Source organism: Sedimentimonas flavescens, assembly GCF_025154035.1.
Lineage (GTDB): Bacteria > Pseudomonadota > Alphaproteobacteria > Rhodobacterales > Rhodobacteraceae > Rhodobacter > Rhodobacter flavescens.
In genome coordinates, this window is record NZ_JAOALJ010000002.1 from 615,280 (window position 1) to 640,027 (window position 24,748).

Below are 24,748 nucleotides of genomic sequence, written 5' to 3' on the forward strand. Positions count from 1 at the left end.
CGTTCATCCTCGGTGTCCTTCCCCATCCGCACCCGGTACGCAGCGCCAAGTCAAGCCGCGTTTGAGCACCTCGACCCTCATCGTGGCATAATCGACCGTATCCGAGGCGGGATGGCGCACCGCCGCAAAGCCGTAGTCCATGGGCGAAACCATGCCCGCGCGGTAATGGGCCTGACGCGCATCCATCCAGGCATCGCCCTTAGTACCGCTGTCGTAATCCATCACCCAGAACTCGATATCGGGTGCGTCTTTCCAGGGCTGTTCCTCAAGCCAGTTCACCGCATCACCGATGTCGTCGAACTTCACCAGCTTGCGATCCGGCCCGCCGCGGATCTCGGAGGCGTATTGCGGCTCGGAGATGATCATGCCGCAGATCTCGCAGGTCTCGCGACCCCAGCGGATCGGCTCGGGGCCTTCGGATTGCGGCTTGCAGGCAGCCAGCAGCGGTGCTGCGGCCAGCAGCGCGATCATCTGGCGACGGGAGGGGCCGTGACAACGTCTGCACATCTCAATTCACCCTCTCAGGTTGCTGATCAAGCGACAGGCTTTCGATCAGACTGCCATAGCGGGCCAAAAGCCCGAGGAAACGGAAAGTCTCGGCGGCGGGCACAGGGCCGGTGAAGCGCGTGCCCGCGCCATTGGCCTCAAACCCCCAGCCCGACAAAGCCAGCGCGAAAGGCGCATGCGGTGCCGACAGCACGATCTCGGCGCGGCGGAACTCACCCGCTTTGAGGCGATCCATCACCGCATCGTCCAGCACCACGCGGCCGCGGTCCATCTCGATCACGCGATTGACCAGCGGCGCCACTTCTTCCAGGCGGTGACTGGCGATCAGCATCGAGGCATCCCGGCGCTCGGCCAGCAGGTCGATGAAGACCGCGCGGGCCGCCGGGTCGAGGTTGGCCGAGGGTTCGTCGAAGATCATCAGATCGGCGTTGCGGCCAAGCGCGACAGTCACGAGGATCTTTTGCTTCTGCCCGCCCGAGAGACGGTAGAAGGGGCGTTTCTTCACCTCGTCGAGGTCGATGCCCATGCGTTCGGCAATCGCTTGCATCAGCGCGCGGTCGGCCCCGGCGCCCTTTTCGGCGAAGCCCAGCAACTCGCCCACTGGCATACGCAGCGGCGGCGGCAGTTGCGGCACGAAGGCAATACGCGCGAGCGCACCCGCATCGCGGCGCCCGGCGCCAGCGCCGTCGAAACCGACGCGCCCGTCATGCCGGTATTGACCGAGCAGGCAGCGAAACAGCGTCGTCTTGCCCGCACCGTTCGAGCCGATCAGCGCGATGCGGTCGCCCGCGGCGATCGAAAGCGTCAGCTCATCCAGAACCGCGCGGCGGTCGAAGCGTTTTGTCAGGCGGTCGATGGTGATCATGTCGCCCTCCTCAGACGATCTTGTCGAGGCCGCGGATCGTGAAGCTCAGCGCTTCCTGCGGGCAGGCATCGACGCATAGCCCGCAGCGCGTGCAATCGGGCCCGATGAATTCCGTGGTGTCCGAGGCATAGCCCATCTTCGTGATCTCCAGCACATGCGGCACAAGGCAAACCGCCCTGCACTCCCCTTCATGCACGCATTTTTCGAGATCGTATTTGATCTGGACCGGTGCAACAGCGCCCGTGATGCCATAAGTCAGCCCGATCGGGCAGACATAGCGGCACCAGAACCGGCGAGAGAAGAAGACCTCAATCCCAAGCAGGAAGATCACCCAGACGACAGCGACGGTCGGGCCATAGATCAGCGCGCGGCTGACGATGCCCACCGGGTTGATGTATTCGAAAACCGTGTAGCCGGTGAAGAAGGCCAGGCCCATGAAGATGACCCATAGCACCACCCGCAGACCTCGATGAAACGGGTGATCCTTGACCCAACCGCGCTTCGCGAGGAAGAGGTGGAGCGCCTCGGCCCATTCGGCCAGCAGGTGATAGGGGCAGGCCCAGGAGCAAAACGCCCGCCCGCCCACGATCCACCACAAAAGCACGACCGTTACGGTACCGATCACGAGGTTCAGCACCAGTTCCTTGTAAGCCAGAAAGACCTGAAGCGCCGCGTTCGGGTCGGCCATGTGAAAGCCGAGGAAGCGCGAGGCCGACATTGAGCCCTCGACCAGCTGCACGTCCCACGCAAAGGAAATGATGAACAGGGCGTTGATCAGGATGATCGAGGCCCAGCGCATGTTGCGCCACTTGTTGCTGACCAGCGGATACTGGTGTTCGTGATCGATGATCGCCTTGCGCTTCTGGACCTGCTCGGGGGTCTTCTTGTAGCGCTTCATCTCGCGCGCGGCATCGGTTTCCTCGGTCGGCGCGGCCTTGCGCGGGTCGGCACCGAACATCATCGCCAGCTTGTGCAGGAACCACTTCATGATTGTGCCTCCAGGGTCAGTTCGGTGTCGATGATTATGGCGGCGGGCTCGGCGGGGCAGATCATCTCGCAGGTGCCGCAGCCGACGCAGGCCTTGTGCACGGTGGGGATGCGCCGAGGATCGGCCGGATCCTCCGAGATCCTCTCAAGGCTGATTGCGCCCTGGATGGGGCATTCGCGCACGCACAGGTCGCACAGCTCCAGCTCATAGGGATGCGAGGCGACGGGTTGCGGTTCCCACCGGTCGATCTCTTCGTAGCGCAGAAGGCCGGTGAAGTCGTAGCCGCGGGCAAGGCCGGTAAAACCCTCGCCCTTCATGGCAAGACAGGATTCGGGCCGCGCCAGCCGCGCGAAACCCATGGTGACCTCTTCCTTGGTCGCGATCGCGTGGCTCAGCGCCCCCGTCGGACAGGCCAGAACGCATTGCACCGCATCGCAAGAGAAGTCGCAGGCCTGCGCGCGGGCGTCGATATAGGGCACGCCGAGACCGTAGCCCTCATCGCCATCGGCCAGCTTGATCGCTTCGACCGGACAGACCTGAACACATTGGCCACATTTGATGCAGGACGCCAGAAAGTCCTTCTCGGCCAGGGCGCCAGGCGGACGCAGCCGGTCAAACATCTGGCGATAGACGGGATACCAGCCGACGAGGCCCGCAGCCACGGCGGCCACGCCCAGCCCCACTGTGCGCAGCATCAGGCGCCGCCGCTCCAGCTCGCGCCGGGTCAGGCGGGGTTTCTTCGGGGTATCGGAGCCGTCGGTCATTGCGTAAGCATCTCCAGCGCGGTTGTCGGTTTCTCGACGCGCGTCGCGGTTTCGGTCTGCGCGGCACTGTGGTTCACCGCCTGCTCATAGGGGCGCGTTTCGCGAACCAGCAGACGGGGCTCGGTGAAGGGTGCGAGGCGTTCGACAAAATCGAGCGCCGCAAGCGCCAACCCACCCCGGAAGAACGCCGCAGAGGGCACATCCATCCACAGCCGGTCGGCATAGTTGTAGATCTCGTAGGGCGCGTCGCCCTCGCCATCGCCATCGGCGTCAAAGCCCGCGTAGTCGTCCCAGTAATTGCCGTTCCAGCCCTCGCGCAGCGCCGTGCCGCGGCCGCGCACCGACACCTGGGTGAAATTTGACAGGAAGTTGTTCTGCGAGAAGTTGTTGCCTTCCCAGTCGGTGTGGAACTCGACGCCGACACCGTTGTAGGCGATCTGATTGCGGTGGATTTCGTTGGTCTTGTCCGGATCCCAGGGCGAGGGGTCGATATAGATACCCACCGCATTGCCCAGGATCACGTTGTCCTCGACCACCGCACCCGAGGTTTCCTTGAACCCCACGCCCAGCCCCGAGGCGCCCCATGCCCGCAGGATCTGATTTCCGCGCACGTTGATATCGTTGGCATACATCAGGAAGACGCCCACGACGCAGTCCGAGATCTCGTTGCGCTCGACATCGTTCTCATGGGCATACATGAAATGGATGCCATAGCGGCCGTGCTGGATGCGATTGTCGCGGATCTTGTTGCCGCTGGAATACCAGATCACGAAGTCGCGGCTGTGCTCGACATGGTTCTGCTCGAAGATATTGTCGTTCGAATACCAGATGCGCACGGAATCCCCGCGCATCTCCAGCGGCATATCCTTCGAGCTGATATAGTTGCGGCGCAGCACATTGTTGCTGGCCTCCGAGAGATCCAGGCCGAAAAGGCTGTTCTCGATGCGTACATCTCGCACCACGTTGAAATTGCCGTGGATGCGCAGCCCGGCATCGACCTTGTTGTGCAGACGGCCCGAGTTCCGGATCGTCAGGTTCTTGAGCGTGACACCATCGGTCTCGATGGTAACCACCGTGCCGGTGCCGCCCCCGTCGATCACCGCCGCGCCCTGCCCGTCGATCACCACCGGATGGCGGATGACCAGCGGGCCCTGATGGTTGCCGGGTTCGAGAACGATCTCGGCGCCATCAGGGGCGGCGTCGATGCGCTCTTGCAGCGTCTCGGCCAAGGCCGGGGCCGCAAGGGCCATCAACAGAAGGGCAATCGAGGCGGCACGCATGGCATGGCTCACATCTTGGCGGCAGCATCACCCGCAAGACGGATCTGCTTGAAGCGGATCAGCGCCGCCAGAAGCAGGACCGCCGAGGAGGCAAGCATCAGGAAGAACCCGGTCGAAGGATAGCTGTGGGTCGTGAACTGCGCCACCTTGCCGTCGCCAAACACCGTCGGCATGAAGGGCTTGAGCGTGAAGGCCCCCATCTCGTTGAGGCTATGCCCGTACCACCACAGCCAACCGGCGTATTCCGCAAGGAAACCCACCGGCAGCGCCATCGGCACCAGCACCAGCAGCCAGTAGAAGACCGAGCGCGCCGAGAAGGCAGCGAAAACCATCAGCGCCATGAAGGCCAGGATCACGACATAGAGCACCTGCGCGACCGAACTCATGGTGGCGACGAGCGGGTCGTTACGCTCGGGTTCATTGAACCAGCGGGCCAGCGACTTGGCATAGTGCCACTCGAAAACCTGCATGACCGAGCCGCTCCACGCTTCCTGCTGATCCGTGGGCTTCTTGTTGTTGTCGATGTTGTAGTTGGCGCGCAGGTTGTCGATCAGCGCCTGCTTGTCGCCAGTGCCTGCGACCACCGGCGTTTCCTTGGCCTCGCTCTCCTCAAGCGACTGCTTGAGCATCTTCACGATCGGCGACAGGTTCGAGTCGTCCACCTTTTCGCCGGAATCCTGCCCCAGCGACACGACGAGCCCCTCAAGATAGGCGGTGGTATGTTTCGAGATCCCGTTCTCGCCATGCATCGCCAGCGTCATCCAGGCCGCGACGGCGCCATACCCGACCACCGACACGGCGATGCGCGCGTTGCGCCCCGGCGCCGCGAAAGCCAGCAGCATCACCCCCATCATCCCGAAGAGGAAGGGCGAATAGGCCTTTTCGACAGGGCCGCCCGAGGCGATCGGATACATGCCGACATAGTGGTTGATCGTGTCCATCTCGTGGACGCAGTCGAGGGCTTCGTTCTCTTCGACCTCGGTCGAGTCGCGGATATCGCAGCCGTTGCGCACCGAGTCCATGTGGAAGAGGATACGGATCCCCTGCGGGAAGGTCGCCTCAGGGTAGTTCGGGGCCGTCAGCGACACCCACCAACCGGGGCTGAAAAAGGAAGCGGCAATGAGGCAAACGGAAATAAGGGTCAGTACGCGGTAAACGATCCCGCGTTTGTCGGTGGCGGCCTTGTCCATGGGTGAGGTCCTGTCAGGCTATGTGGGCAACCGGGCGGGGAAAGCACTCCCGCCCGGCGCATGGTCTTACCAGTCGAAGTCGGGGTTGACCCAATCCGGATCGCCGACCAGTTCCGCCGGCGGCTCGAGGCGCGAGACATAGTCGAGCACCGCCAGGGTGTCACGCTCGGTAAAGGTCTGGATCTGCTGCACCATGTCCGGGTTGGCGTTCCGGCGCTTGCCTTCCTTGATCCACTGATACTGACGCACAAGGTAGTTGTAGTGCTGGCCGTGGATGCGCGGATAGAACTTGTCGTTGTCGCCTTCGCCGTTCTCACCGTGGCAACGCACGCAGTTGTCCTTGTAAAGCTGCGCACCCAACTCCAGATCGTCGCCCTTGCCGACGCCGTTATTGGGGTTCATCGGCAGCTTCGAGATATACTCGGCCACGTCCGCGATCGCCTGCGAGCCGCCAATTTCCGAGGGCAGCGCGAAGGGATACATCGTCGGGTTGTCGCGGTTCAGCGCGCGAATATCGGCGAGCTGCTTGATGATGACGGTGTAGTGCTGCCCCGAGATCTGCGGGAAGGTGCCGTCGTCCAGGCCCCAACCGTTCAGCTGGTGGCAGGCCGAGCAGACCTCATAGACCTCGATCCCGTTCTCGTAGTTCGGGGTCAGGTGCAGCGCTTCATCCTGTTCGCCCCCGCCCTGGTTCCACGACGAGGTGTCGACAGTGCCCGCAGCCAGCGCGGGCAGTGCCAGCGCGACGAGAGCGGCGGAAAGAAGAGTGGCTTTCATGGCTGGTCCTTTCATTTTGCGGAACGGTCGATCTGCGACAGCCAGGTGGCGATGACAGAAATGTCTTCGTCCGAGGCCTTCTTGATCGTGCCAAACATCAGCTTCGACTGACCGTTGACGCGCACCTTGTCGCGCATCTCGGTCATCGCGCGGATGAGGTAGTCGCGGTTCAAACCGGCGACGAAGGGATAATTCTTGCTGGTAGGCTTGCTGCCTTCGGCGCCGTGGCACGACTTGCAACCAAGCGAGTTGAACGCCTTTTCACCCGCAGCGAGCGTCTCGGCATCGGGCGGGGGGTCCAGCGGCTTGGGCGCGCCGGGCGCTTGATCGGCCAGATATTTGGAGACCTTCTTCAGATCGTCGTCGGTCACCAGATGCATGACATCGATCATGCCCTGCACGAAAGGATGGCCCGTCGTCTCGTCAACGGTCCCCAAGCGCTTACCCGCCTTGATATCCTTGAGCTGCTGCAGCAGGTATTTCTCATTCTGACCGGCCAGCGCGGGATAGGTCATCACCGGCTTCGCGCCCTTCATGCCATGGCAGGCCATGCAGGACTTGGTCATGTAAATCTTCTTGCCCTCGTCCGGGCCTTCAGCGAGTGCGGGCATTGCGACGCACGTAAGCGCCGCGGCGAGAAGGCTGTTCAAGATGGGACGCATTGGCGCAATCCTCGTATCTGGCAGGGAAGAAGGCGGCGGCCCTGATGGCCGCCGCCCAGGATCACGTCACTGCTTCACAGCGCCGTGCTCATCCAGGAAGTTCTTGGCGCGCAGACCGATATCGGCGGCTTTAACCTGGTACTGCCACCACTGACCGGCCCAGAGGGTCGCGTTCTGCCAGTCTTCCTTCTCGGCTGCGGCTTCGGCCTTGGCCTTGGCCTCAGCGGCGAAGTTCAGCTGGTCGGTCGCGTCTTCCACCAGCGAGACAACTTCCGGGAAGTCCTTGAAGTTGCGCTCGGTGATGTAGGTCACGACCGAGTCGATGACTTCCTGCGTCGCCACGTTGTTCGCGGTCTGCTTGTCGTAGTCATCCTTGCTGTAGGTCTGACCCTCGGTCACAGCACCGGCCTCTTCGACGTAGCCCTTCGGACGCACGGCCAGGAAGCCGGTCATCTCGAGGTGCAGCGCCGAGCAGAACTCGGTGCAGTAGTACGAGAAGACACCGGGTTTGTCGGCGACGATCTTCGCGGTCGCGGTCTTGCCGGGTTCAAGCGACAAGTTGACGTTGTAGGTCGAAACCGAGAAGCCGTGGGTTTCGTCTTCTGCACGCTCGGAGTTGGTGATGATGAACTCGACGGTGTCGCCTTCGTTCACTTCCACGATTTCCGGGGTGAAGTGCGAACGGATCGCGGTCATGTAGACCTTGACGTTCGTGCCGTCACGCTCGATGCGCTCCTGGCCCGGACGCACCGCGCCTTCGTGCCGTTCGCCCGTGCGCGAGTTGGTGCCGTACTTGTAACGGACCAGCGGCTGGAGCTTCTCGGCCGAGATGGCGGTGGCGTAGTGGGGCTCACCCAGCGGCACCGGCATATCGTAGAGCAGTTCCATCTTGTCGCCCGAGATATCGATCAGCTGGTGGTTCTGCGGATGCAGCGGGCCCACGGGGTTGAACCGGTCGATCGCCAGTTTGTTCAGGGCGATCAGGTATTTACCCTTCGGATTGACAGTCTCGCCTTCCATCGCCACGAGGTGGCCGATGTTGTAGTGGATCGAGATCTTGTCGAGCACCTTGCCTTCGCAATAGTCCCACTTGGCAACCTGGCTGTCCACGTAGAGCGAGGTGTAGACGACGCAAGGCTTGCTGTCATACTGGGTATGCAGCGGACCAAGGCCGAGCGGCACCTGCGTGTGGATCGCGTCTTCCATGGCGATCACGGGGATACCGTAGGGGTCCGTGCCGCTGAACTTGCCGGCATCGATCGAAGCCTTGATCTTCTCGAACGAGTAGACCGAACCCTGCGTGTCGAGCTTGCCGCCGACGATGATGTATTTCCCGTCGGGCGAAACGTCCACGCCGTGCGGCGATTTCGGTTCGGCGACAAGGTACACCAGGCCCTCGGCGATCGCGGTTTCCATGCTGATGACCGGGTGGTCATTGATCATGGTGACCTTGCCGGCCTTGTAGACCTCTTCTGCCTTCTTCCAGTTGATGATGTGCAGATAGTCGGTGTCGTTTTGCGAGCAGCCGGCCTCGAAGGGCGGACGGCCCGACTCGATGCCGCCGACATAGCGTTCGGCGCAGAACGAGTTGGTGAACGACCAGCCATCCGACACGAGCTTACCGGCGTCAGACAAGTCCTGGCTGTAGGGCGGCAGTTCGATCGAGAACGAGTTCTCGGGCTCGATGCGGCCTTTTTCGCGGTTGAACTTCCAGTAGGTGACAGCACCGCGGAACTTTTCGTTGAACTGCGACAGCGGCGCATAGCCGCGGCCCAGAACGCCCGGATACTGCGCGGCCTCGATCACGTATTCCGAGTTCGGGGTCACGAAGGTGCCGCCGTGTTCGGATTGCAGGATCGGGTTGACGACGATCTGCTGGGTTTCGAAGTCATGCAGCGAGATCACGCCGACACGCGGGGCCGACTTGTCGTTGATGAACAGGTATTCGCCATCGACGTCGCCGTTGGTCTCGGTGATCGCCGGGTGGTGGGTATCGCCCCACTGGATTTCCCGCCCGTCGATCTTGCCCTGCTCGAGGATCGCTTTCGATTCCTCGTCGAAGCCGTAGCCCTGCCACGGTTCGGGCGTAAACACCGAGACGTATTTCAGAATACGCATGGACGGCACGCCATAGACCATGACTTGGCCCGATTGACCGCCCGAGGAGAACACGATGAACTCATCGCGCCCGCCGGTCGGGGTGTAGGTTTTCGCCGCGGAGACCAGATCCTGCTGGGTCAGGCCGCGCCGCGCCATCACCTCGTCGAGCGTTTCCGCAGAAGCGCTCATAGCCATGCTCATGGCCACGATTCCCGTCGTGGCAAGCAGGCGCTTGTGAATGGTCTTGACCATTGTTTGCCCTCGCTTTCGAGCCGTTTGCGTTGGACGCGTTTCCCGATGACGCAGACGGCCCGTAAGCTGCGCCGCGACTCTCTTCACATGTAGGTGAGGGAGTCGCCTTGACATATGTTAAGGCTTGAATACCAGTTTGGACGCAGGTTGTCGGCGAGGCACCTGATATGCCTCGATCATTCCGGAAAAGAGGCCCCCGATGAAACGACGTTCCGCGATCTTTGGCTGCGCAATGATGCTTGTTCTTGCGCCAATTGGCGCCCTCGCACAGGAGGCAACCGCGCCCGGGCTTGAGATTTCGGGCGGTTTTATGCGCGCATCGCCCATGGTTGCGGCCGCTGGAGCGGGTTTCATGACCATCCGCTCGACCGGCCCCGAGGACCGGCTTGTGGCTTTCCGCTCGCCCGCCTGCACCCAACCCGAACTGCACACCCACGTGCATGACAACGGCATGATGCGGATGCGTCAGGTTGACGCAATCGACATTCCCGCAGGCGGCGAGGCCGTACTCCAGCCCGGCGGGCTGCACCTGATGTTCATCAATCTGACCAAAACGCTGGAAGAGGGCGCGCAGGTGCCCGTCACTCTGGTCTTCGAAAAGGCGGGCGAGGTTGCGATCGAACTGCCCGTCAAGCGTGCGGGTGCGATGAACTGAGTCCCTGCGGTTCAAGCATCCCTCGGGGGCCACCGGGCGTTCGGTGGCCCTTTCCTTTTACGCATCGCCTCAGGCGGCGATGACGCCGATCAGCAGCAGCATCTGGAACAGTGCGGTCTGCGCGATCAGCCGGTTCAGCCGCGCCGAGATCGGCCAGTGCCACATCGCATGGCCGAGCCAAAGTGCGAGCAGCCCCGCGGGGGCCAACGTCAGCGCAGGCCGAAGCCAGGCCGCCACCGCCAGCGCGCCCAGCAGGAAGGCGAAATACACCAGCCGCGAGGGGCGGTCGCCGATCACGATAGCCAGCGTACGGCGCCCGGCGCGCGCGTCCTGCGCCCGGTCGCGGTGGTTATTGAGCATCAGAACCGCCGCGCCCGGCAGACCGATCATCGCCCCAAGCGCCAGCGTCTGCGGCGCAAGCGGCGCGACATCTTGCAGCCAGGCCGTGCCCGAAACCGCCACGAGCCCAAAGAACAGGATCACCAGCGCCTCGCCAAAAGGCAGGCCCGACATCGGGTAGGGCCCCATCGAGTAGAGATAGCCGAAGGCCAGCGACGAAAGCCCGATCGCCACGATGGGCCAGCCGCCAAGCGCTGTCAGGTAAAGCCCTGCAAGCACGGCGACACCAAAGGCCGCCAGTGCCCCGCGCCGCACCTGAGGCGCTTTCAGCAGCCCAAGTGCGGTCATGCGCGGCGGGCCAAGCCGGTCGTCGCGATCCACGCCGCGCTCGGCATCGGCGGCATCGTTCCACAGGTTGGTGCCGATCTGGATCGCGGCCGCGGCCAGCATCGCCGCCAGCGTCACATCGGGCCGCCACAGCCCCTGCCCCGCCGCCAGCCAGCTTCCGGCCAACACCGGCATCAGCGACAGGCTGACCGTCTTGAACCGTGCCGCCATGATCCAGAGCGCCGGGCGCGGCAGGCTTGCAAGGCGCTCTCTGACGTCGGACATACTTTGGGTCATTGCGGTTTCTTCGCTATCTGCATCCGGGCCACGCCAAAGACGAAGGCGCGTTCCTCAACCAGCTCCAACCCGGCGGCGGCAATCTCGCGCGCCATGTCCTGCCGCGCGGGGAAGCGCTCGATCGACTCGACAAGATATTGGTAGGCGCCCTGATCGCGCGCCACAAGGGCGCCAAGCCGCGGGATCACATGACGCGCGTGAATGCCATAGAAAGGGGCAAACCACGGATCTGGCTTGGAAAACTCTAGCAGCACCAGATGCCCGCCCGGCGCCAGCACCCGTGCAACCTCGCGCAGGCCCTGCGCCGGATCGCTCATGTTGCGCAGCCCGAACGAGAGCGTCACCATCGCGACCGACGCCGGGGACAGGGGCAGATCCTCGCCCGCCGCCTGAAGATATTCGAGCGCATCCCCCGCCCGCTCGCGCGCAACGCCCAGCATCCCCGCCGAAGGGTCGGTCACGATGATGCGCCGCCCGGGCAGAGCCGCCCGCAGCGCAATCGCCAGATCGCCGGTGCCGCCCGCAAGATCGACGATCGGCGCCTCGCCCGGCTGAAGATGATGCAGCGCGCGGGAAATCACCTTGCGCTTCCACAGCCGATGGGTGCCGAAGCTCATCAAGTCGTTCATCAGGTCGTAGCGCGGGGCGATGCGATCAAACAGCGCTCGGACCTCGTCGCGACGGATTTCCTCGGCAACGCTTTGTTCGCCGAAGCTGGTCCGCAGATCATCAAGTTGGCTTGCGCGCGGCATCGTCCTGTCCTTCGGTGAATCGTCGTTTCCGCGCACAGGCTATTGCCCGACGCGGATCGTTTCTTTGACTTTTCTCAACAGGGGTTCAGCGGCGCCCTTCGGCTTCGTCGATCAGGCCCTTGACCCATTTCGCCGCCAGCCAGGTCGCCGGGACGCCAAGTGGGATCGAGACCCACAGCGCGGTCAGCGGCGGGATCGCGGGCAGGCCAAGGCGCTGCCACATCAGCCCCAGAAGATAGAGGTTGATCGCCACCGCTGCCGCCGTGAACGGATAGAGCAGGATCGCCAGCCGGCTCAGCCGCGGGCCCGCGGGCTCAGTGGCTGGTTCCGGCTTCGAAGCTGATCTTGTTCCAGACATTGTATTTCCCCGAAGGCTTCTTCATCGGCAGACGCTTGATCTCTTCGAGCGTCTTGGCATCGTAAACGATAACAGCCCCGTCGTCTTCCCAGATCGAGACAAGCGCCTCGTCGCCGTCCTTGGTGAATTCGACATGCGCCACGGTCTTGCCCGGCTCAGGGTCGAGCGTCTTGACGATCTCGAGCGTCTCCTTGTCGATGATGTGCATCTTGTCCTTGTTCGGGCCAAAGAACACATCGGCCCAGGCATAGGGCGAATTCGAATGGCTGCGCATGAAGAAGCCGGGGCCGAGCGTCTCGATCCGCTTCACCGTCTTCCAGCTTTCCATATCGATGACCGAGATCGCCGGGTCTTTCAGATGCGGCGTGGCCATGACGGTCGTGCCGTTCCACGGCCAGGTGATACCCGACCCAAGATGCGGCATCCCCGGCAGATCGACCTCGGCCACTTCCTTGCCGATATCGAGATCCAGCACCAGCCCGCGCGCGCCGTCGCGCGAGGCGCCGATCAGGTTGGTGTAGCTGAGATCGAAGAAGAAATCGTCCATGATGTCCGAGACCGGGATCTTGCGCACGGGGAAGCGCTCGGTCGTCTTGATCGCGGGTTCCATGCGGTAGTCATGGGCAAAGCCCTGCACCGGCGGGTTGTCGCCGTAGAAGACTTCCCAGACCTGCGGAAGATCCTTGAGCGCAAGCACAAAGCTTTCACGCGGCGGAGCCTGATAGACCGCCGACACGCGCGAGGGCACACCGCCCGACCCGGTCACGTCGATGATCTTCTGCACGCCCAGATCCTCGGTCGCGAGGATGGTCAGCGTCTGCGGCAGGTAGTTCGCAACCGCAAGCCACTTGCCATCGCCCGACATGGCGATGTTGCGGCTGTTGAGTCCCGCGCGCACCTGCCCCACAACCTGGAGCGACCAGATATCGTACTTCTGCACCCAGCCGTCGCGCGACATCACAAAGACATAGCGCCCATCGGGGCTGAACTTGGGCCCGCCATGCACCGCGAAGGGCGTGGCGAAGCGGTCGAGCACCTCGAACGTGTCGCCATCGAGAACCGAGACATGGTGGTCCCCGGTTTCGACAACCAGCGTGATGTTCATCGGATCGGCGGTGAAGACCGGCGCTTCGGCGGCCTTGTAGTCAGCCGACAGATTGCGGCTGGCATTGGCATCCTCGACGCTCCAGCGCGGGGTCTCGGCCAGCGGGGTTTCCAGATAGCGCGCGATGGCGGCGACCTGCTCAGGGGCGAGCGTTTCGGCAAAACCCGCCATCTGCGTGGCGGGACGGCCGTCACTGATCACCTTTTCCAGCGCCGGGCCGAACATGCGGCCAAGCGTCTCGGGGATCAGCGCGGGGCCTGTGCCGCCCAAGCGGTTCTCGGCGTGGCAGGCGGCGCAATGCTCGGCAAACAGCGCCTGTGCGTCGGGCTCGGCCAGCGCGGGTCCGGTTGCGGCCAGAACCAGCGCGATGGCGCCTGCCAGACGGTCAGAAGAAACGATGCTGCGGATCATGGCTCTTGCCTCGGAACGGAGTGACGGTCACGCGCGGGCCATCGGCCTCAAGGCCGATTTCCGACGCGGAGAGATAGCAGGCGGGGTCTTCCGCCCAGGGGTCGCCGGTCAGTTGCAGCGCGCGAATGCGGGTATTGCCGCCGCAGACCGACTTGTAGGCGCAGGCGCCGCAGCGACCCTTGAGCGGGCGCGGCCGGGTGCGCAACGTCGCCAGCATCTGGTCGTCGCCGGTCCACAGTTCGGAGAAGGGGCGCTCCTTGATCGAGCCGACGGTGTAATCCGACCAGTAGGTGTCGGGATGCACCCGCCCCTGCGTGTCGATATTGGCCACACCCAGACCCGAGCTGTTGCCGCCCCAGGCCTCGAGATGGGCGCGGATATGCTCGGCCTTCTCGGGGAAGTTCTTCTCGACCCAACGCAGGAAATAGACAGCGTCGGCGTCGTTGTTGCCGGTGACGATCTCCAGCGGCATGTCCTCGGCCACGGCGATCCAGGCGCGATCGAGCAACTCGTCCATCGCCGCGCGGGTGCGGGCGTGTTCGGTATCCTCGCCCCGGTGCTTGTCGCCGCGCCCGGCATAGACGAGGTGCGACAGGTAGAACTTGTCCACGCCCTCGCGATCGCACAGGTCCATCATTGCGGGCATCTGCTCGGCATTGTCGGCGGTGATGGTGAAGCGCAGCCCCACCTTGACCTTGCGCTTGAGCAACTCGCGCACGCCGACCAGCGCCGCGTCGAAAGCGCCGTCGAGGCCGCGGAACCAGTCGTTCGTCGCACCGATTCCGTCAAGCGAGATACCAACGTAGTCAAAGCCCAGATCGGCGATGCGCCCGGCATTCTCGGCATTGATCAGCGTGCCGTTGGTGGACAGCGACAGGTGACGGAAGTTCAACTCTTTCGCGCGCTCGGCCAGTTCGAAGAAGTCGAAACGCGAGAGCGGCTCGCCCCCCGACAGGATCAGCGCCGGAATGCCGAACGCCTTCAGGTCGTCCAGCACTCCCATCGCCTGCTCGTGGCTCAACTCGCCCGGGAAATGGGTATCGGCCGAGGTGGTGTAGCAATGCCGGCAGCGCAGGTTGCAGCGCCGCGTGAGGTTCCAGATCACCACAGGCTTCACGGGGCCACGGCGCTCGCGCACCGGGGTCGGCGCGACAAGCTCGCGCATGTATTGCGTCAGACGGAACATGGATCAGCCCTCTCCCCGGATACGTAATCCGGTCTTTTTCAGGATACGGGTGGAATAGAGGATATCCTTGGCCCGACAGGCGGGACCAAGAAGATCGGAGATCACGGCGCGTTTGGCCTCGACCTCGTCGCGGGAAGAGCCATGGACCATGGCAAAGAGGTTGTAGGGCCAGCCCTCGGCGCGCGGACGAAGATAGCAATGCGAGACGAAATCGAGCGCGCCGACCTGCGCACCAAGTTCGGTCGCCCGGTCGTCCTGCACATCCCAGACAGACATGCCGTTCGCCGTCATGCCAAGCGCGTAGTGGTTGGGGGCAAGCGCGATGCGGCGGATCACGCCGCGCTCCTGCATGGCGCGCATCCGCGCCATCAACACTTCGACATCCAACCCCAGCTGCCCCGCGATCTCGACGTAGGGCTCGGAGGTGACCGGAAGTCCGGCCTGGGTCGCTGCGATAATACGTCTGTCGATAGCGTCGATACTCATGCCGGAACCCGAAAGCCGATGAAGAACTCTTCGAGCTTTGGGAAACGGTGGACGCACATCCCCGTTTCCCGCTCGATCGCATCGGCTGCCTGCGTGATCCCTTCGAGCGTCTCCGCCGCGAGCACGAACCACATGTTCAGCCGGTGCGTGCGTTCATAATTGTGCGCGACCTCCGGATGGGCATTGACCAAAGTCATGACCTGCTCGAATTCGGCCTCGGGGACTTCCATCGCGCAAAGGCAGAAAGCTCCACCCATCGCTGCAACATCGTAAAACGGCCCGAACCGCGTGATCGCGCCAAGTTCGCGCAAGTGGCGGATGCGGGTGATCAGGTCCTTTTCCTCCAACCCCAGTTGCTCTGCCGCAACGGCGAAAGGATGCGGGGCGATCGGAAAACCGTCCTGCAGCGCGTTCAGGATCTTGCGATCCTCCGCGTCGAGCACATCGGGCGAAAGCGGCGCGCGTCTCATTCGGCAGCCTCCAGAGCAGGGCGGGCCTGAAGCATCGCCCCAGTCTGCTTGAAGCAGCGGACCGAGAACAGCACGCGCGGCTCGGCACCGGCCAGTTCAGGCAGCGCGGCGGCTCCAGCGATAACCTCAAGCGCCTCGGAACGGGTCTTGGCGTGCACCATGCAAAACAGCGGATGCTCCCACCCTTCTGACAGGCGGCGCTCGTAGCACAACGTCACGCCGGGATGACCGATCAGCGCCTTGCCCGCGGCCTCGACCTGATCAAGCGGCATCTTCCAGGTCACCATCGCGTTCGAGCGCCAGCCAAGTGCCCGGTGGCGCACGATGATGCCCATTCGGGTGATGATACGCGCCTCGCTGAGCGCGGCGATACGTGCGATGACCTCATCCTCGGTCATGCCAAGACGGGCACCAATCTCGGCGAAGGGTTGGGGCACAAGCGGCAAGCCATCGGTCAGCGCCTGCAGGATCGCGCGATCGCCGTCGCGGATCGCATCGAGATCGGCGGGCTGATCGAGCTTGAGCACATGGCGCGGCCCCTCCAGGCGGAAACCAAGATCGACGTTGAACGCCCGCTGCAAGGGCAGGTTCAGCACCCGCAACCCGCTGCGTTCAGCGATACGCTCAAGGATCTCGGCAAGGCTGTCGGCATCGGGGGCGGTGGCGACGAACCAGATGTTCCACTCATCCTCGCGCAGGTAGGAATGGTTGACGCCCGGCTCGGACCCGACGATCTGCGCCACCTCTTCGATACGCCACTCGGGCACCGCGAGCGCCGCGAGCGTCGACGCACCAACGGTATTGGGCCGACAGGTCGCACCCACACGGGCCATGGTGCCGCTGTCGCGCAGCTGCACCAGGCGCATCAGCACCTCTTCCTCGGTCTCGTTCAGCATCTGCGCCATGGTCGCAAAGGGGCGAGCCACCAGCGGCAGGTAGCGCTGCCATTCATCCAGAAGGCGCATGTCGAGGGGCGTCAGAAATGCCATGATTACAATCCCAGTCTGTGGGCGCGCGCGGTGAAGAAGATCCCCGAGGGGCTCTCGGCCGCGATCTCGCCGATGGGTTCCAAGGTGGTGGTGTCATAGATCACCACCTTGTTCTCGTCCCGCACCGAGACCCAGGCTTCGGTCCCGCGCGAGGTGAATTCCATGTGCAGCACGGCAGGGCCGGGCTTCATCTCGCCGACAACCTCATGCGTCATCGAATCGATGACCTGCACAGTATCGTTGTCGGGATGAGCGAAATTGACCCAGACCTGCCGCCCGCCGGGGCGCGCCATGGCAAAGACCGGCTGTCCGTGAGTGGCGGTTCGGCCCGTTTCTTCCAAAGTGCGCGAATCGATCCAGAGCACTTCGTGGTGGTGGATCGCGGGCAGCACGATCTGGTCGCCCGCTTTCGCCCAACCTTCGAGGTGCGGCATCTTGTAGACCGGCATCTCCTCCTTGCCGCGCCCGTATTGGGGCAGGATGCGGCGAGGCTCGGGCACTTCGGCCCAGAGGTCGATCGAGGTCAGCCCGTCCTCGCCGAACAGCCCGGCGATATAGGTGCGCCCGTCATCGGTCACCAGCGCGTCGTAAGGCTCGGCGCCGATGTTGCTCAGCGTGGTGATCTTGGGCTCGGGACCCGACATGTCGACGATCTTCGTCTCGCCCGTATCCCAGACCGAGAAGACAAACTTGCGGCCCGGCGCGTCTTCCAGCCCAAGCGCCTTGCCACCCGCGGGAATCGCCACGAGTTGCTCCAGCGTCTCGGCGTCGAAAATATTCACGCCGCCGGGTTCGTAATTCGCAACCGCGATCAGCTTGCCATCGTCGGAAATCGCACCGCCGATGGAATTGCCCGCCTGCACGACGCGCCCGACGATCTGCTGCGTCAGCAGGTCAAGCTTGGTCAGCCCGCCGTCGCGACCGAAGATATAGGCAAAACGCTCGTCCGCCGAAAAGACCAGCGAGGCATGCGACAGATCGCCGAACCCCTCGACCCGGCCAATCGCGGCACGTTCGGATTGATCGACGATCAGCACCGAGCCCGTCGCGCGCTCGACCACGACCCCCAGATCGCCGGTGGCGCGCAACTCTTGCGCGAATGCGGGGGCGGTGAGGGCGGTGCACAGCAGGAAAGCAGCAAGACGGTTCATTGGTTTTGATCTTTCAGCAGGTAATCGGCGATCCAGTAGGCCTCGGCCTCGCTCATCAGCGGGCGCCAGGGCGGCATCGCGGTATTGGGCACACCGTCAAGAATAACAGTGGCGATCAGTTCGCGGTCCTGGCCCTCCAGCGCCTCGGGGGTCAGCGGACTGCCAAGCCCCCCCTTGCGCGTCAGACCGTGGCACGAGCCGCAATCCTGGACGACCAGATGCTCAAGCTGCGCCGCGCGCTCTGGCCCCACCACTTCGGCGGTGGCCGGCAGCGTGATCGCAAGCAACAGCAGGACGGCGGCGGCGAGCATCTTAGGCATGGCACCGCTCCGCGCCGGGATCGGCCAGAACGGCCGTGCACAGGCAGCCAGCGCTGGTGCGCCCCGAGAGGCCCGCAACCGCGCCCACGATGAAGATCACCGGGCTTTCGAGGTCCGAGCGCGCCAGATCTCCCTCGATCCGGTCAAGCCGGGAATCGAGGCGCTGCTCCTGCGCGGTGGTGGCCGAGGCGACCGCCATGACCGGGGTCGATCCTTCCAGCCCATGCGCCATCAGCTGCGTCGCGATCAGGCGGATCGTGGCCTTGCCCATGTAGAAGACGAGCGTGGTTTCCGGGTCGGCAAGCCCCGCCCAGTCGAGATCGAGCATCTCGTCGGCCTTGCAATGGCCGGTGATGTAGCGCACCGAACGCGCCAGCCCGCGATGCGTCAGCGGCACCCCGGTGGAGGCCGAAGCCCCCTGTGCCGCGGTAATGCCCGGCACCACGGCGAAGGGCACACCGGCCTCGGCCAGTCGCGCGGTTTCTTCGCAGCCACGGCCGAAGATGAACGGATCACCTCCCTTGAGGCGCACCACATTGCGGCCCGCCTGCGCGTAACGCACGAGAATTTCGTTGATTTCCTCTTGCGGCACCGGGTGGTGATGCGTGCTCTTGCCAACGTTCACCCGCTCGGCCTCCGGCGGAATCATCGCCAGAATCTCGGCGGCGACAAGCCGGTCATAGACCACGACATCGGCGGAGCCGATCAGCCGCGCCGCCTTGAGGGTCAACAATTCCGGGTCGCCCGGACCTGCGCCGACAAGTGTAACCGTCCCTATGTTACCCATGTCACGTCCTCTGCTTGGAATTACTCCAACCGACCATGCCAAAACTGACCCGCGATTATCTTGACGGAAGTCAATCTTGGCCGATCCAGGTGGAATTTCCTGCTAGGGCTTGACGATGACCTTGCCAATCATGTCTCGGCTTTCCCAATGCGGGCCGCACAGATAGCCCCATTCGCCGGGGATATCGAAGGTCTGCTCTGCGGTTTCTTCGGGGAACAGGCGCTCACTTTCGGGCTCGCCCGCATCGCGAAACCAGGTCGAATGTGAGGTGCGTTTGTCCACGTTCACCCAGCGAATCGTGGTGCCCGCAGGAACTTCGATCTCGACGGGGCAGAAGGTGTATTTGTACATCAGAACGACCTCGACACCCTCTGCCTCCGCCGAAGGGTGGCCATAGATCTCGGCATAGCGCTCCTCTGCCTCGGTGCAGATCGCAGCGATCTTGACAGGGTCGGTCTCGGCCAGGGCCGGCGCGGCCCAGAGCGCGGCAAGGGCGATCGGAAGAATGGCTTTCATCGTCAATACTCCATCCGGAAAAGGAGAAGGGCGGCAGGTTACCCCGCCGCCCCGTCCTTGTCACTGCGCCGTGGCGTTGATTTCCACGTTGGGATCGTCAAGCCCCAGTCGCCAGTCCATCGAGACATGGTGGAAGCGCGCGGTGGTAAAGTCGTCGTGGATCGCGAAGCCCACGGTGTAGACCTTGCCAGCCTCGATCTTCACATCGCCCGGCGCCCCGGTGTCGAGCGGCCGCTTGATGACCACGGTCCAGGTGTCGCCTTCCAGCGTAACCGAGGTGTCGATCGGTGCGCCCTCATCCACACGGCGTGCGTCGAGGATGTGGCCGTTGTTGCCGCCGGTCGGGTTGGCGCGCAGCAGGTCCATGAAGGTGCCGCCATCGAGATAGGCCGCGATCTCATCCTCGGACTTCAGCTTGTCCCAGCCACCGAGCGGTGCGTTGTTACGCCCCTTCAGCTCGATCTCGGTACGCGATTCCGCGATGTATTTCGAGACAAACTCGCTGGCGCCGATGCGCTGCGCGACATCCCCTGCCGCCGCCAGAGCGTCCGCTTCCGGAGCGTCAGGCATATAGCGGCTGTCGTTGTGGCAGGTCGCCCAGCAACCGGCCTGCTCGACATACTCGATGCCCTGACCCGCGATCATCATGGCAACCTTGACCGGGTTTTCGGGATCCATCTTGCCACCTTCGACGAAGGGCACGGGCGTATGCGCCGCGGCCTTGAACTGAAGGCGCAGATAGAGGTTCTCGGCATCGTGGGTCGCCTGAAGCGACGCGTCGATCGAACCGCGCTTGCCCGGGATCGGGGTCGGCTCGGCCTTCTCGCCGGTAACGATCTTCTGACCCATCGCAGGGAGTTCCTTGGCGTGGCAGGTCGAGCACTTGTCGCCGCCTTTGGTGAAGGGCCGTGCCCCGCCATGCGTCTTGCCGTTCTGCACCCATTCGAAGCTGGCCTGACCCGGGTAGAACATGGTCACCGTAATCGGGCTGGCCTTGCCCCAATCGATCCCGACGTCGGCGGTTCCGCTCGAAGCTGCAGGAGCAGCCGAGGCGGAAGCCCCCGCATCGCCACCGCTGGCGGCAGCCTTGGCCTGTTCGACCGCAGCGGCAATGCGCGCGACAACGGCCTCTTCTGCGGCCGTGGCAGCTGCTGCGGCAGCTTCGGCCTCGGCGGCCTCTTTCGCTTCGATCCGCGCCAGGCTCTCAAGGTATTCCTGCGGGATCTCGCGGGCAAACTTCGGATTCGGGGCTTCGAGCTGGGCGAGGTATTCCTCGTCGGCGCGGTCACGCACATTCGTATGCGCAATCCCCTTGTGGCAGTCGATACAGGTCTGGCCCGTCTCGATCGCATTCATGTGCTGCTGGCGCGCGCGCGGGCGCTGCTTTTCGGGCAGCATGGATTCGAAATCGTGACAGTTGCGGCACTCGCGCGAGTCCGACGATTTCATCCGCTCCCATTCGTTCATCGCCAGATGAAGCCGCTTGGCGTCGAACTTCTCGGGCGTCGAGATCGAGCCGGTCAGCTTGCCCCAAACCTCTTTCGAAGCCTTGATCTTGCGGATGATCTTATGCGTCCAGTCCTTCGGCACGTGACAGTCCGAACAGACCGCGCCCACCCCCGAACGGTTCACGTCGTGGATGGTTCCCTTGTATTCGGCATAGACGTTATCCTCCATCTCGTGACACGAGATGCAGAATGGCATCGTGTTGGTGGCTTCCATCGCGGTGTTGAAGCCGCCCCAGAAGACGATCCCAGCGATGAAGGCTGCGGCAGCGCCCATGACGGGCACGCCGAAATAGACGTAGCGGCGCCAAAGGCGGCCGGTTTTTTTGGATTCGGTAGTGTCGTCAGACATGATCGCTCCTGCGCGGCGGAGGGGTCTTGGCGTCTGGCAGCACCCGTCCAGCCCTATGCATGGGAAGAAAAGGGGCCGCCCCGGTATCCGAGGCGGCCCGCTGCACGTAACCCGTTATCAGGTCACGTGATTGGTGCGGTTGTAGACGTTGAACTTGCCGGTCGGGGCATAGAGGCCCTTCACGCGGGCTTTCTCTTCCAGCGTCTCGGCGTCGTAGATCACCATCTCACCGTTCGGCTCTTTCGAGTCGCTCATGTTCCACTTGGACACCCACACTTCCGTGCCGTCCTTGTTGAACTCGAAGTGAACCGCAGCGCTACCGGCTTCGTCCGTGACCTGAATGGTCTTGGCGATTTCGCCAGTCGCCTTGTCGATGACTTGGATCGACTGCTGCACTTCCGGATCCGGGTGCTTGGTCTGGTCAGCCCAGACGTACTTCGAATTCGGATGGGTGCGGATGAACAGGCCGGGGCCGTCCGTCTCGACCGTGTAGCAGACTTTCCACGCCTGGTCGGCATGGCCCTCGGGGTCGTTGCCCCAAACGGTCACGGTGCCTTCACCCAGGTGGGTGGTGCCGGCGACCGGGCCGCAGTTCGGGTCATCCCAGTTGGCGCCCGGGCCGGGGTGCGGCAGCGCGCCGACGTCGATCATCGCTTCAAGCTTGCGATCTTTGGTGTCGACCACGACCATCTTGTTCGAAGCGTTCGCCGCGATCTGGAAGTAACGGCCGGTGGTATCGAAGAAACCATCGTGCAGGAACTTGGCCGAGTTGATTGCCTCGATGCGCAGGTTGTCGAGATCGGAGTAGTCCACCTGCCACATCTGACCCAGTTCCTTCACGGCCACCAGGAAGGTCGGCTCGTTCGGGGTGGTGTAGATGGCGGCCACGCGGGCTTCTTCGACATAGTTGCCGTCGACGTTGATACCGCGGGTCGAGACGACCTTGAGCGGCTCCATGGTCTCGGCATCGGCGATCACGAAGTGCGGCGGCCAGTAGCCCCCACCGATCACGTACTTGCCGTCGCCCGAAACGGCCACGTCACGTGCGTCATGGGCGATGTCAACCTCGGCGACCAGCATCTTCTCGGGCGTCTGCCAGAGGTCGATCTTGGTCATCTTGCCGTCGCGGCCCATGGTGTACCAGAAGCGGCCCGGGTTTTCGGTGTGCTCGGTGTTGTGGTGCTCGGAGGCCTTGATCACGTGCACGGCGTAGCCGGTCGGGATGTGGGTCACGACTTCCTTGGTGTCGCCGTCGACGATGGCAACCTTGCCGACGTCACGCTCGATCACGACGAAGAAGTTTTCCCAGTTGCGGCCGTGCAGCGGCTCGGTCGGGTAGTCCTTCGGATCGACATAGACCTTGCGGCTGGCTTTCATCTGCTCAAGCGACCACTCCGGGGGCTTGGGCGCATCCATCTGGATGTAGGTCGCCATGTCCTTGATTTCCTGCTCGGACATGATTTCCGAGAAGTTGTTCATCCCGCCTTCGGTGCCGAAGGAGATGATCTTTTCAAGGCGTTCCTGACCAAGCTGCAGCGTGCCGCCCTCGGTGACGGTGCCGTCGGCTGCGGTTTTCTTCCAATGCGGCTCGAGGTTCTTACCGGTGGCGCCTTTGCGCAGAACACCGTGGCAACCCGCGCACTGCTGGAAGTAAATCTCTTTGGAATGCTCGAAGGCTTCCGGGCTCAGCGTCGGGGCCTCCTGGGCAAAGGCAGGCAGCGCCACGCCGGTGAGCAGCACCGCGAGGCTGGCGACCGAGCCCAGGCCGAAGCGTTTCGTAATTCTCTCAAGTGACATGATCACTCTCCTGTGGGGGCGATGAGGCAGGTGCGACACTGCCCGGAGAGGGCGCGAGATACATTGACCAAAGTCAAGTTTCTGTGAGGTCAGTTTGATGATCCGATCCCGCGCAAAAACTTCTAATTATTGCAATATGTTACGAAAAAGCCGCTCCGGCGCGCCGAATTTTGACTTTCGTTAAGGTCGAGCGAGAGGCGCCGACTCATGGTCGGGAGGACATGTTGTTTTCGGGTCGCCGTGCGATCCAGAACCTGGAAGGCACCCCCATGAGCGTATTCGCACGCATCCTCTCGGAAAGTTTTCGGATTTTCTTTCTGGCCACACTGATCAGCGCGATCGTGTTGCTTGGCGTCTGGCTGTGGATCTACAGCGCAGACCTGATGGGTCTTGGCTCGACCGAATTTCCCTTTGCTCCGGCGGCGATGCACTGGCACGCGCATGAGATGATCTTTGGCTTTGCCACGGCGGCCGTCGGCGGATTCTTTCTGACTGCCGTGCCGAACTGGACCGGCGCCGCCGGCGCGCGGTCGCGTTTCATAGGTACGGCCGCGGCGCTTTGGCTGGCCGCTCGGATCGCGGTGTGGTTCTCGGGGCTTCTGCCCCCCGGTGTCGTTGCGATCATCTGTCTCGCCTTCCTGCCGTTTCTCGGGGCGCGAATCGCGATGCTGCTATTCAAGCGGCCCAAACCGCAAAACGTGATCCTGCTGGCTGTCTTGGCACTGATCTGGGCGGGAGAGCTTCTGGTTCAGGCCGACTGGATGGGCTGGAGCTGGGGCGATTCCGGGCGCGGGCTGCGGGTTGCGCTGCTCGCACTTGTCGCGCTGATCGCGGTGATCGGCGGGCGCGTGACCCCCGCCTTTACCCGCAACGCGATGATCCGCACCGGGCGCGAGCACGACCTGCCCGCAAGCGGCGGGCGGCTTGATCTTGCTGGGAGTGCAGCGGCAATCGCCGCCGCTGCCCTCGCCGCCCTGCCGATCCCTGAGGTCATTCCGGGCGCGGTGGCCTGCATCGCCGGGGTGCTGGCGCTGATCCGGCTGGCGCGCTGGCAAAGCCGCTGGACGCGCCCCTTCGCGATTCTGTGGACGCTGCACCTGTCCTACGGCCTGCTCGGGCTTGGTCTGATTGCCCTGGGGCTGTCATGGATGGGAATCGGTTCTGAAATAGCGGCGATTCACCTGTTGGGAATCGGCGGGACGGGCGGGATGATCCTGTCGGTGCTTAGCCGTGCAAGCCTTGGGCACACCGGGCGCCCCCTGATCGCGCCGCGTCCGGTTGCAATCGCCTATGCGCTGATCCCGTCGGCTGCGGTCCTGCGCTGGCTGGCCCCGCAGTCGGGCACGCTCGAACCCCTGCTGACGATTGCTGCGGGCCTTCTGTGGCTGGCAGGCTTCAGCCTTGCGCTGGCGGCAATGGGGCCGATCCTGACCGCGCCCCGCGCGCCGCGCGAACCGGCCCCGCCCGTCCCGCCGCATCGTTCGTGATCACGCACAGTTCACGAACGATTGACTTTCGTTAAGGCGGCTACCCCCCAGGCTCTGTCATCTGGGCAGACCG

Annotated in this window: 25 protein-coding genes; 2 read left to right on the top strand and 23 right to left on the bottom strand. The window is 63.5% G+C overall.

Annotated elements, in window-relative coordinates:
• Window positions 1–3: 3 nt before the first annotated feature.
• The 9 genes from N3C64_RS06370 to nosZ all read right to left on the bottom strand — a co-directional run bounded on the left by N3C64_RS06370 (window position 4) and on the right by nosZ (window position 9,385).
• Entirely contained in the window at window positions 4–507 is a 504-nt protein-coding gene (locus N3C64_RS06370) for a nitrous oxide reductase accessory protein NosL (protein WP_260012980.1), read from the bottom strand.
• A gap of 1 nt (window position 508) precedes the next feature.
• On the bottom strand, window positions 509–1,372 hold the full coding sequence (locus N3C64_RS06375; protein WP_218628948.1) for an ATP-binding cassette domain-containing protein: 864 nt from the start codon (window positions 1,370–1,372) through the stop codon (window positions 509–511).
• A gap of 10 nt (window positions 1,373–1,382) precedes the next feature.
• On the bottom strand, window positions 1,383–2,360 hold the full coding sequence (locus N3C64_RS06380) for a NapH/MauN family ferredoxin-type protein (protein WP_218628949.1): 978 nt from the start codon (window positions 2,358–2,360) through the stop codon (window positions 1,383–1,385).
• Window positions 2,357–3,124 (bottom strand): 4Fe-4S dicluster domain-containing protein, encoded by a 768-nt coding sequence (locus N3C64_RS06385; protein WP_218628950.1) that lies wholly within the window; start codon window positions 3,122–3,124, stop codon window positions 2,357–2,359. The genes N3C64_RS06380 and N3C64_RS06385 overlap by 4 nt, the downstream gene beginning before the upstream one ends.
• On the bottom strand, window positions 3,121–4,404 hold the full coding sequence (gene nosD, locus N3C64_RS06390) for a nitrous oxide reductase family maturation protein NosD (protein WP_260012992.1): 1,284 nt from the start codon (window positions 4,402–4,404) through the stop codon (window positions 3,121–3,123). Before nosD ends, N3C64_RS06385 begins: the two co-directional genes overlap by 4 nt.
• An 8-nt stretch (window positions 4,405–4,412) precedes the next feature.
• Window positions 4,413–5,594, bottom strand: a complete 1,182-nt coding sequence (locus N3C64_RS06395) for a hypothetical protein (RefSeq protein ID WP_218628952.1) — start codon at window positions 5,592–5,594, stop codon at window positions 4,413–4,415.
• Window positions 5,595–5,660: 66 nt separating this feature from the next.
• Window positions 5,661–6,371 (bottom strand): c-type cytochrome, encoded by a 711-nt coding sequence (locus N3C64_RS06400; RefSeq protein WP_260012996.1) that lies wholly within the window; start codon window positions 6,369–6,371, stop codon window positions 5,661–5,663.
• Between the two features lie 11 nt (window positions 6,372–6,382).
• Entirely contained in the window at window positions 6,383–6,982 is a 600-nt protein-coding gene (locus N3C64_RS06405) for a c-type cytochrome (RefSeq protein ID WP_218628954.1), read from the bottom strand.
• 117 nt (window positions 6,983–7,099) lie between these two features.
• Window positions 7,100–9,385 carry a Sec-dependent nitrous-oxide reductase gene (gene nosZ, locus N3C64_RS06410; protein WP_218628955.1) on the bottom strand — a complete coding sequence of 762 codons (2,286 nt, stop codon included), beginning with the start codon at window positions 9,383–9,385 and terminating at the stop codon, window positions 7,100–7,102.
• A gap of 199 nt (window positions 9,386–9,584) precedes the next feature.
• Here nosZ and N3C64_RS06415 point away from each other — a divergent pair, with 199 nt between their 5' ends.
• Window positions 9,585–10,040, top strand: coding sequence for a copper chaperone PCu(A)C (locus N3C64_RS06415; RefSeq protein WP_260012998.1), 456 nt, complete (start codon window positions 9,585–9,587; stop codon window positions 10,038–10,040).
• 69 nt (window positions 10,041–10,109) lie between these two features.
• On the opposite strand, the gene menA is transcribed toward N3C64_RS06415, so the two are convergent.
• The 14 genes from menA to N3C64_RS06490 form a co-directional block, all read right to left on the bottom strand.
• Window positions 10,110–10,991, bottom strand: coding sequence for a 1,4-dihydroxy-2-naphthoate octaprenyltransferase (gene menA, locus N3C64_RS06420; RefSeq protein WP_260013000.1), 882 nt, complete (start codon window positions 10,989–10,991; stop codon window positions 10,110–10,112).
• A gap of 8 nt (window positions 10,992–10,999) precedes the next feature.
• Window positions 11,000–11,755, bottom strand: coding sequence for a ubiquinone/menaquinone biosynthesis methyltransferase (locus tag N3C64_RS06425; protein ID WP_260013003.1), 756 nt, complete (start codon window positions 11,753–11,755; stop codon window positions 11,000–11,002).
• An 85-nt stretch (window positions 11,756–11,840) separates the two neighbouring features.
• The gene (locus N3C64_RS06430; protein ID WP_218628959.1) at window positions 11,841–12,113 is read right to left on the bottom strand and encodes a hypothetical protein; all 273 of its coding nucleotides are present in this window, start codon (window positions 12,111–12,113) and stop codon (window positions 11,841–11,843) included.
• Entirely contained in the window at window positions 12,070–13,629 is a 1,560-nt protein-coding gene (locus N3C64_RS06435) for a cytochrome D1 domain-containing protein (protein ID WP_260013006.1), read from the bottom strand. Before N3C64_RS06435 ends, N3C64_RS06430 begins: the two co-directional genes overlap by 44 nt.
• Window positions 13,604–14,815: a heme d1 biosynthesis radical SAM protein NirJ gene (gene nirJ / locus N3C64_RS06440; RefSeq protein WP_218628961.1), complete on the bottom strand. Its 1,212-nt coding sequence runs from the start codon at window positions 14,813–14,815 to the stop codon at window positions 13,604–13,606. Before nirJ ends, N3C64_RS06435 begins: the two co-directional genes overlap by 26 nt.
• Before the next feature lie 3 nt (window positions 14,816–14,818).
• Complete coding sequence (gene ahbB, locus N3C64_RS06445) at window positions 14,819–15,301, bottom strand: siroheme decarboxylase subunit beta (protein ID WP_260013011.1); 483 nt, start codon at window positions 15,299–15,301, stop codon at window positions 14,819–14,821.
• Complete coding sequence (locus N3C64_RS06450) at window positions 15,298–15,771, bottom strand: Lrp/AsnC family transcriptional regulator (RefSeq protein ID WP_260013013.1); 474 nt, start codon at window positions 15,769–15,771, stop codon at window positions 15,298–15,300. The genes ahbB (N3C64_RS06445) and N3C64_RS06450 overlap by 4 nt, the downstream gene beginning before the upstream one ends.
• Window positions 15,768–16,760: a siroheme decarboxylase subunit beta gene (gene ahbB / locus N3C64_RS06455; protein ID WP_260013016.1), complete on the bottom strand. Its 993-nt coding sequence runs from the start codon at window positions 16,758–16,760 to the stop codon at window positions 15,768–15,770. The genes N3C64_RS06450 and ahbB (N3C64_RS06455) overlap by 4 nt, the downstream gene beginning before the upstream one ends.
• Window positions 16,761–16,762: 2 nt before the next feature.
• Complete coding sequence (locus tag N3C64_RS06460) at window positions 16,763–17,911, bottom strand: cytochrome D1 domain-containing protein (protein ID WP_218628965.1); 1,149 nt, start codon at window positions 17,909–17,911, stop codon at window positions 16,763–16,765.
• Window positions 17,908–18,231, bottom strand: a complete 324-nt coding sequence (locus N3C64_RS06465) for a c-type cytochrome (protein WP_233676775.1) — start codon at window positions 18,229–18,231, stop codon at window positions 17,908–17,910. Before N3C64_RS06465 ends, N3C64_RS06460 begins: the two co-directional genes overlap by 4 nt.
• Window positions 18,224–19,018, bottom strand: a complete 795-nt coding sequence (cobA, locus tag N3C64_RS06470) for a uroporphyrinogen-III C-methyltransferase (protein WP_218628966.1) — start codon at window positions 19,016–19,018, stop codon at window positions 18,224–18,226. The genes N3C64_RS06465 and cobA overlap by 8 nt, the downstream gene beginning before the upstream one ends.
• A gap of 102 nt (window positions 19,019–19,120) precedes the next feature.
• Complete coding sequence (locus tag N3C64_RS06475; protein WP_260013018.1) at window positions 19,121–19,534, bottom strand: cupredoxin domain-containing protein; 414 nt, start codon at window positions 19,532–19,534, stop codon at window positions 19,121–19,123.
• 60 nt (window positions 19,535–19,594) lie between these two features.
• Complete coding sequence (locus N3C64_RS06480; protein ID WP_301654107.1) at window positions 19,595–21,391, bottom strand: NapC/NirT family cytochrome c; 1,797 nt, start codon at window positions 21,389–21,391, stop codon at window positions 19,595–19,597.
• Between the two features lie 117 nt (window positions 21,392–21,508).
• On the bottom strand, window positions 21,509–23,188 hold the full coding sequence (locus N3C64_RS06490) for a cytochrome D1 domain-containing protein (protein WP_260013021.1): 1,680 nt from the start codon (window positions 23,186–23,188) through the stop codon (window positions 21,509–21,511).
• A 269-nt stretch (window positions 23,189–23,457) separates the two neighbouring features.
• On the opposite strand from N3C64_RS06490, the gene N3C64_RS06495 reads away from it, so the two are divergent.
• Entirely contained in the window at window positions 23,458–24,675 is a 1,218-nt protein-coding gene (locus N3C64_RS06495) for an NnrS family protein (RefSeq protein WP_260013024.1), read from the top strand.
• The last annotated feature ends 73 nt before the right edge of the window (window positions 24,676–24,748 follow it).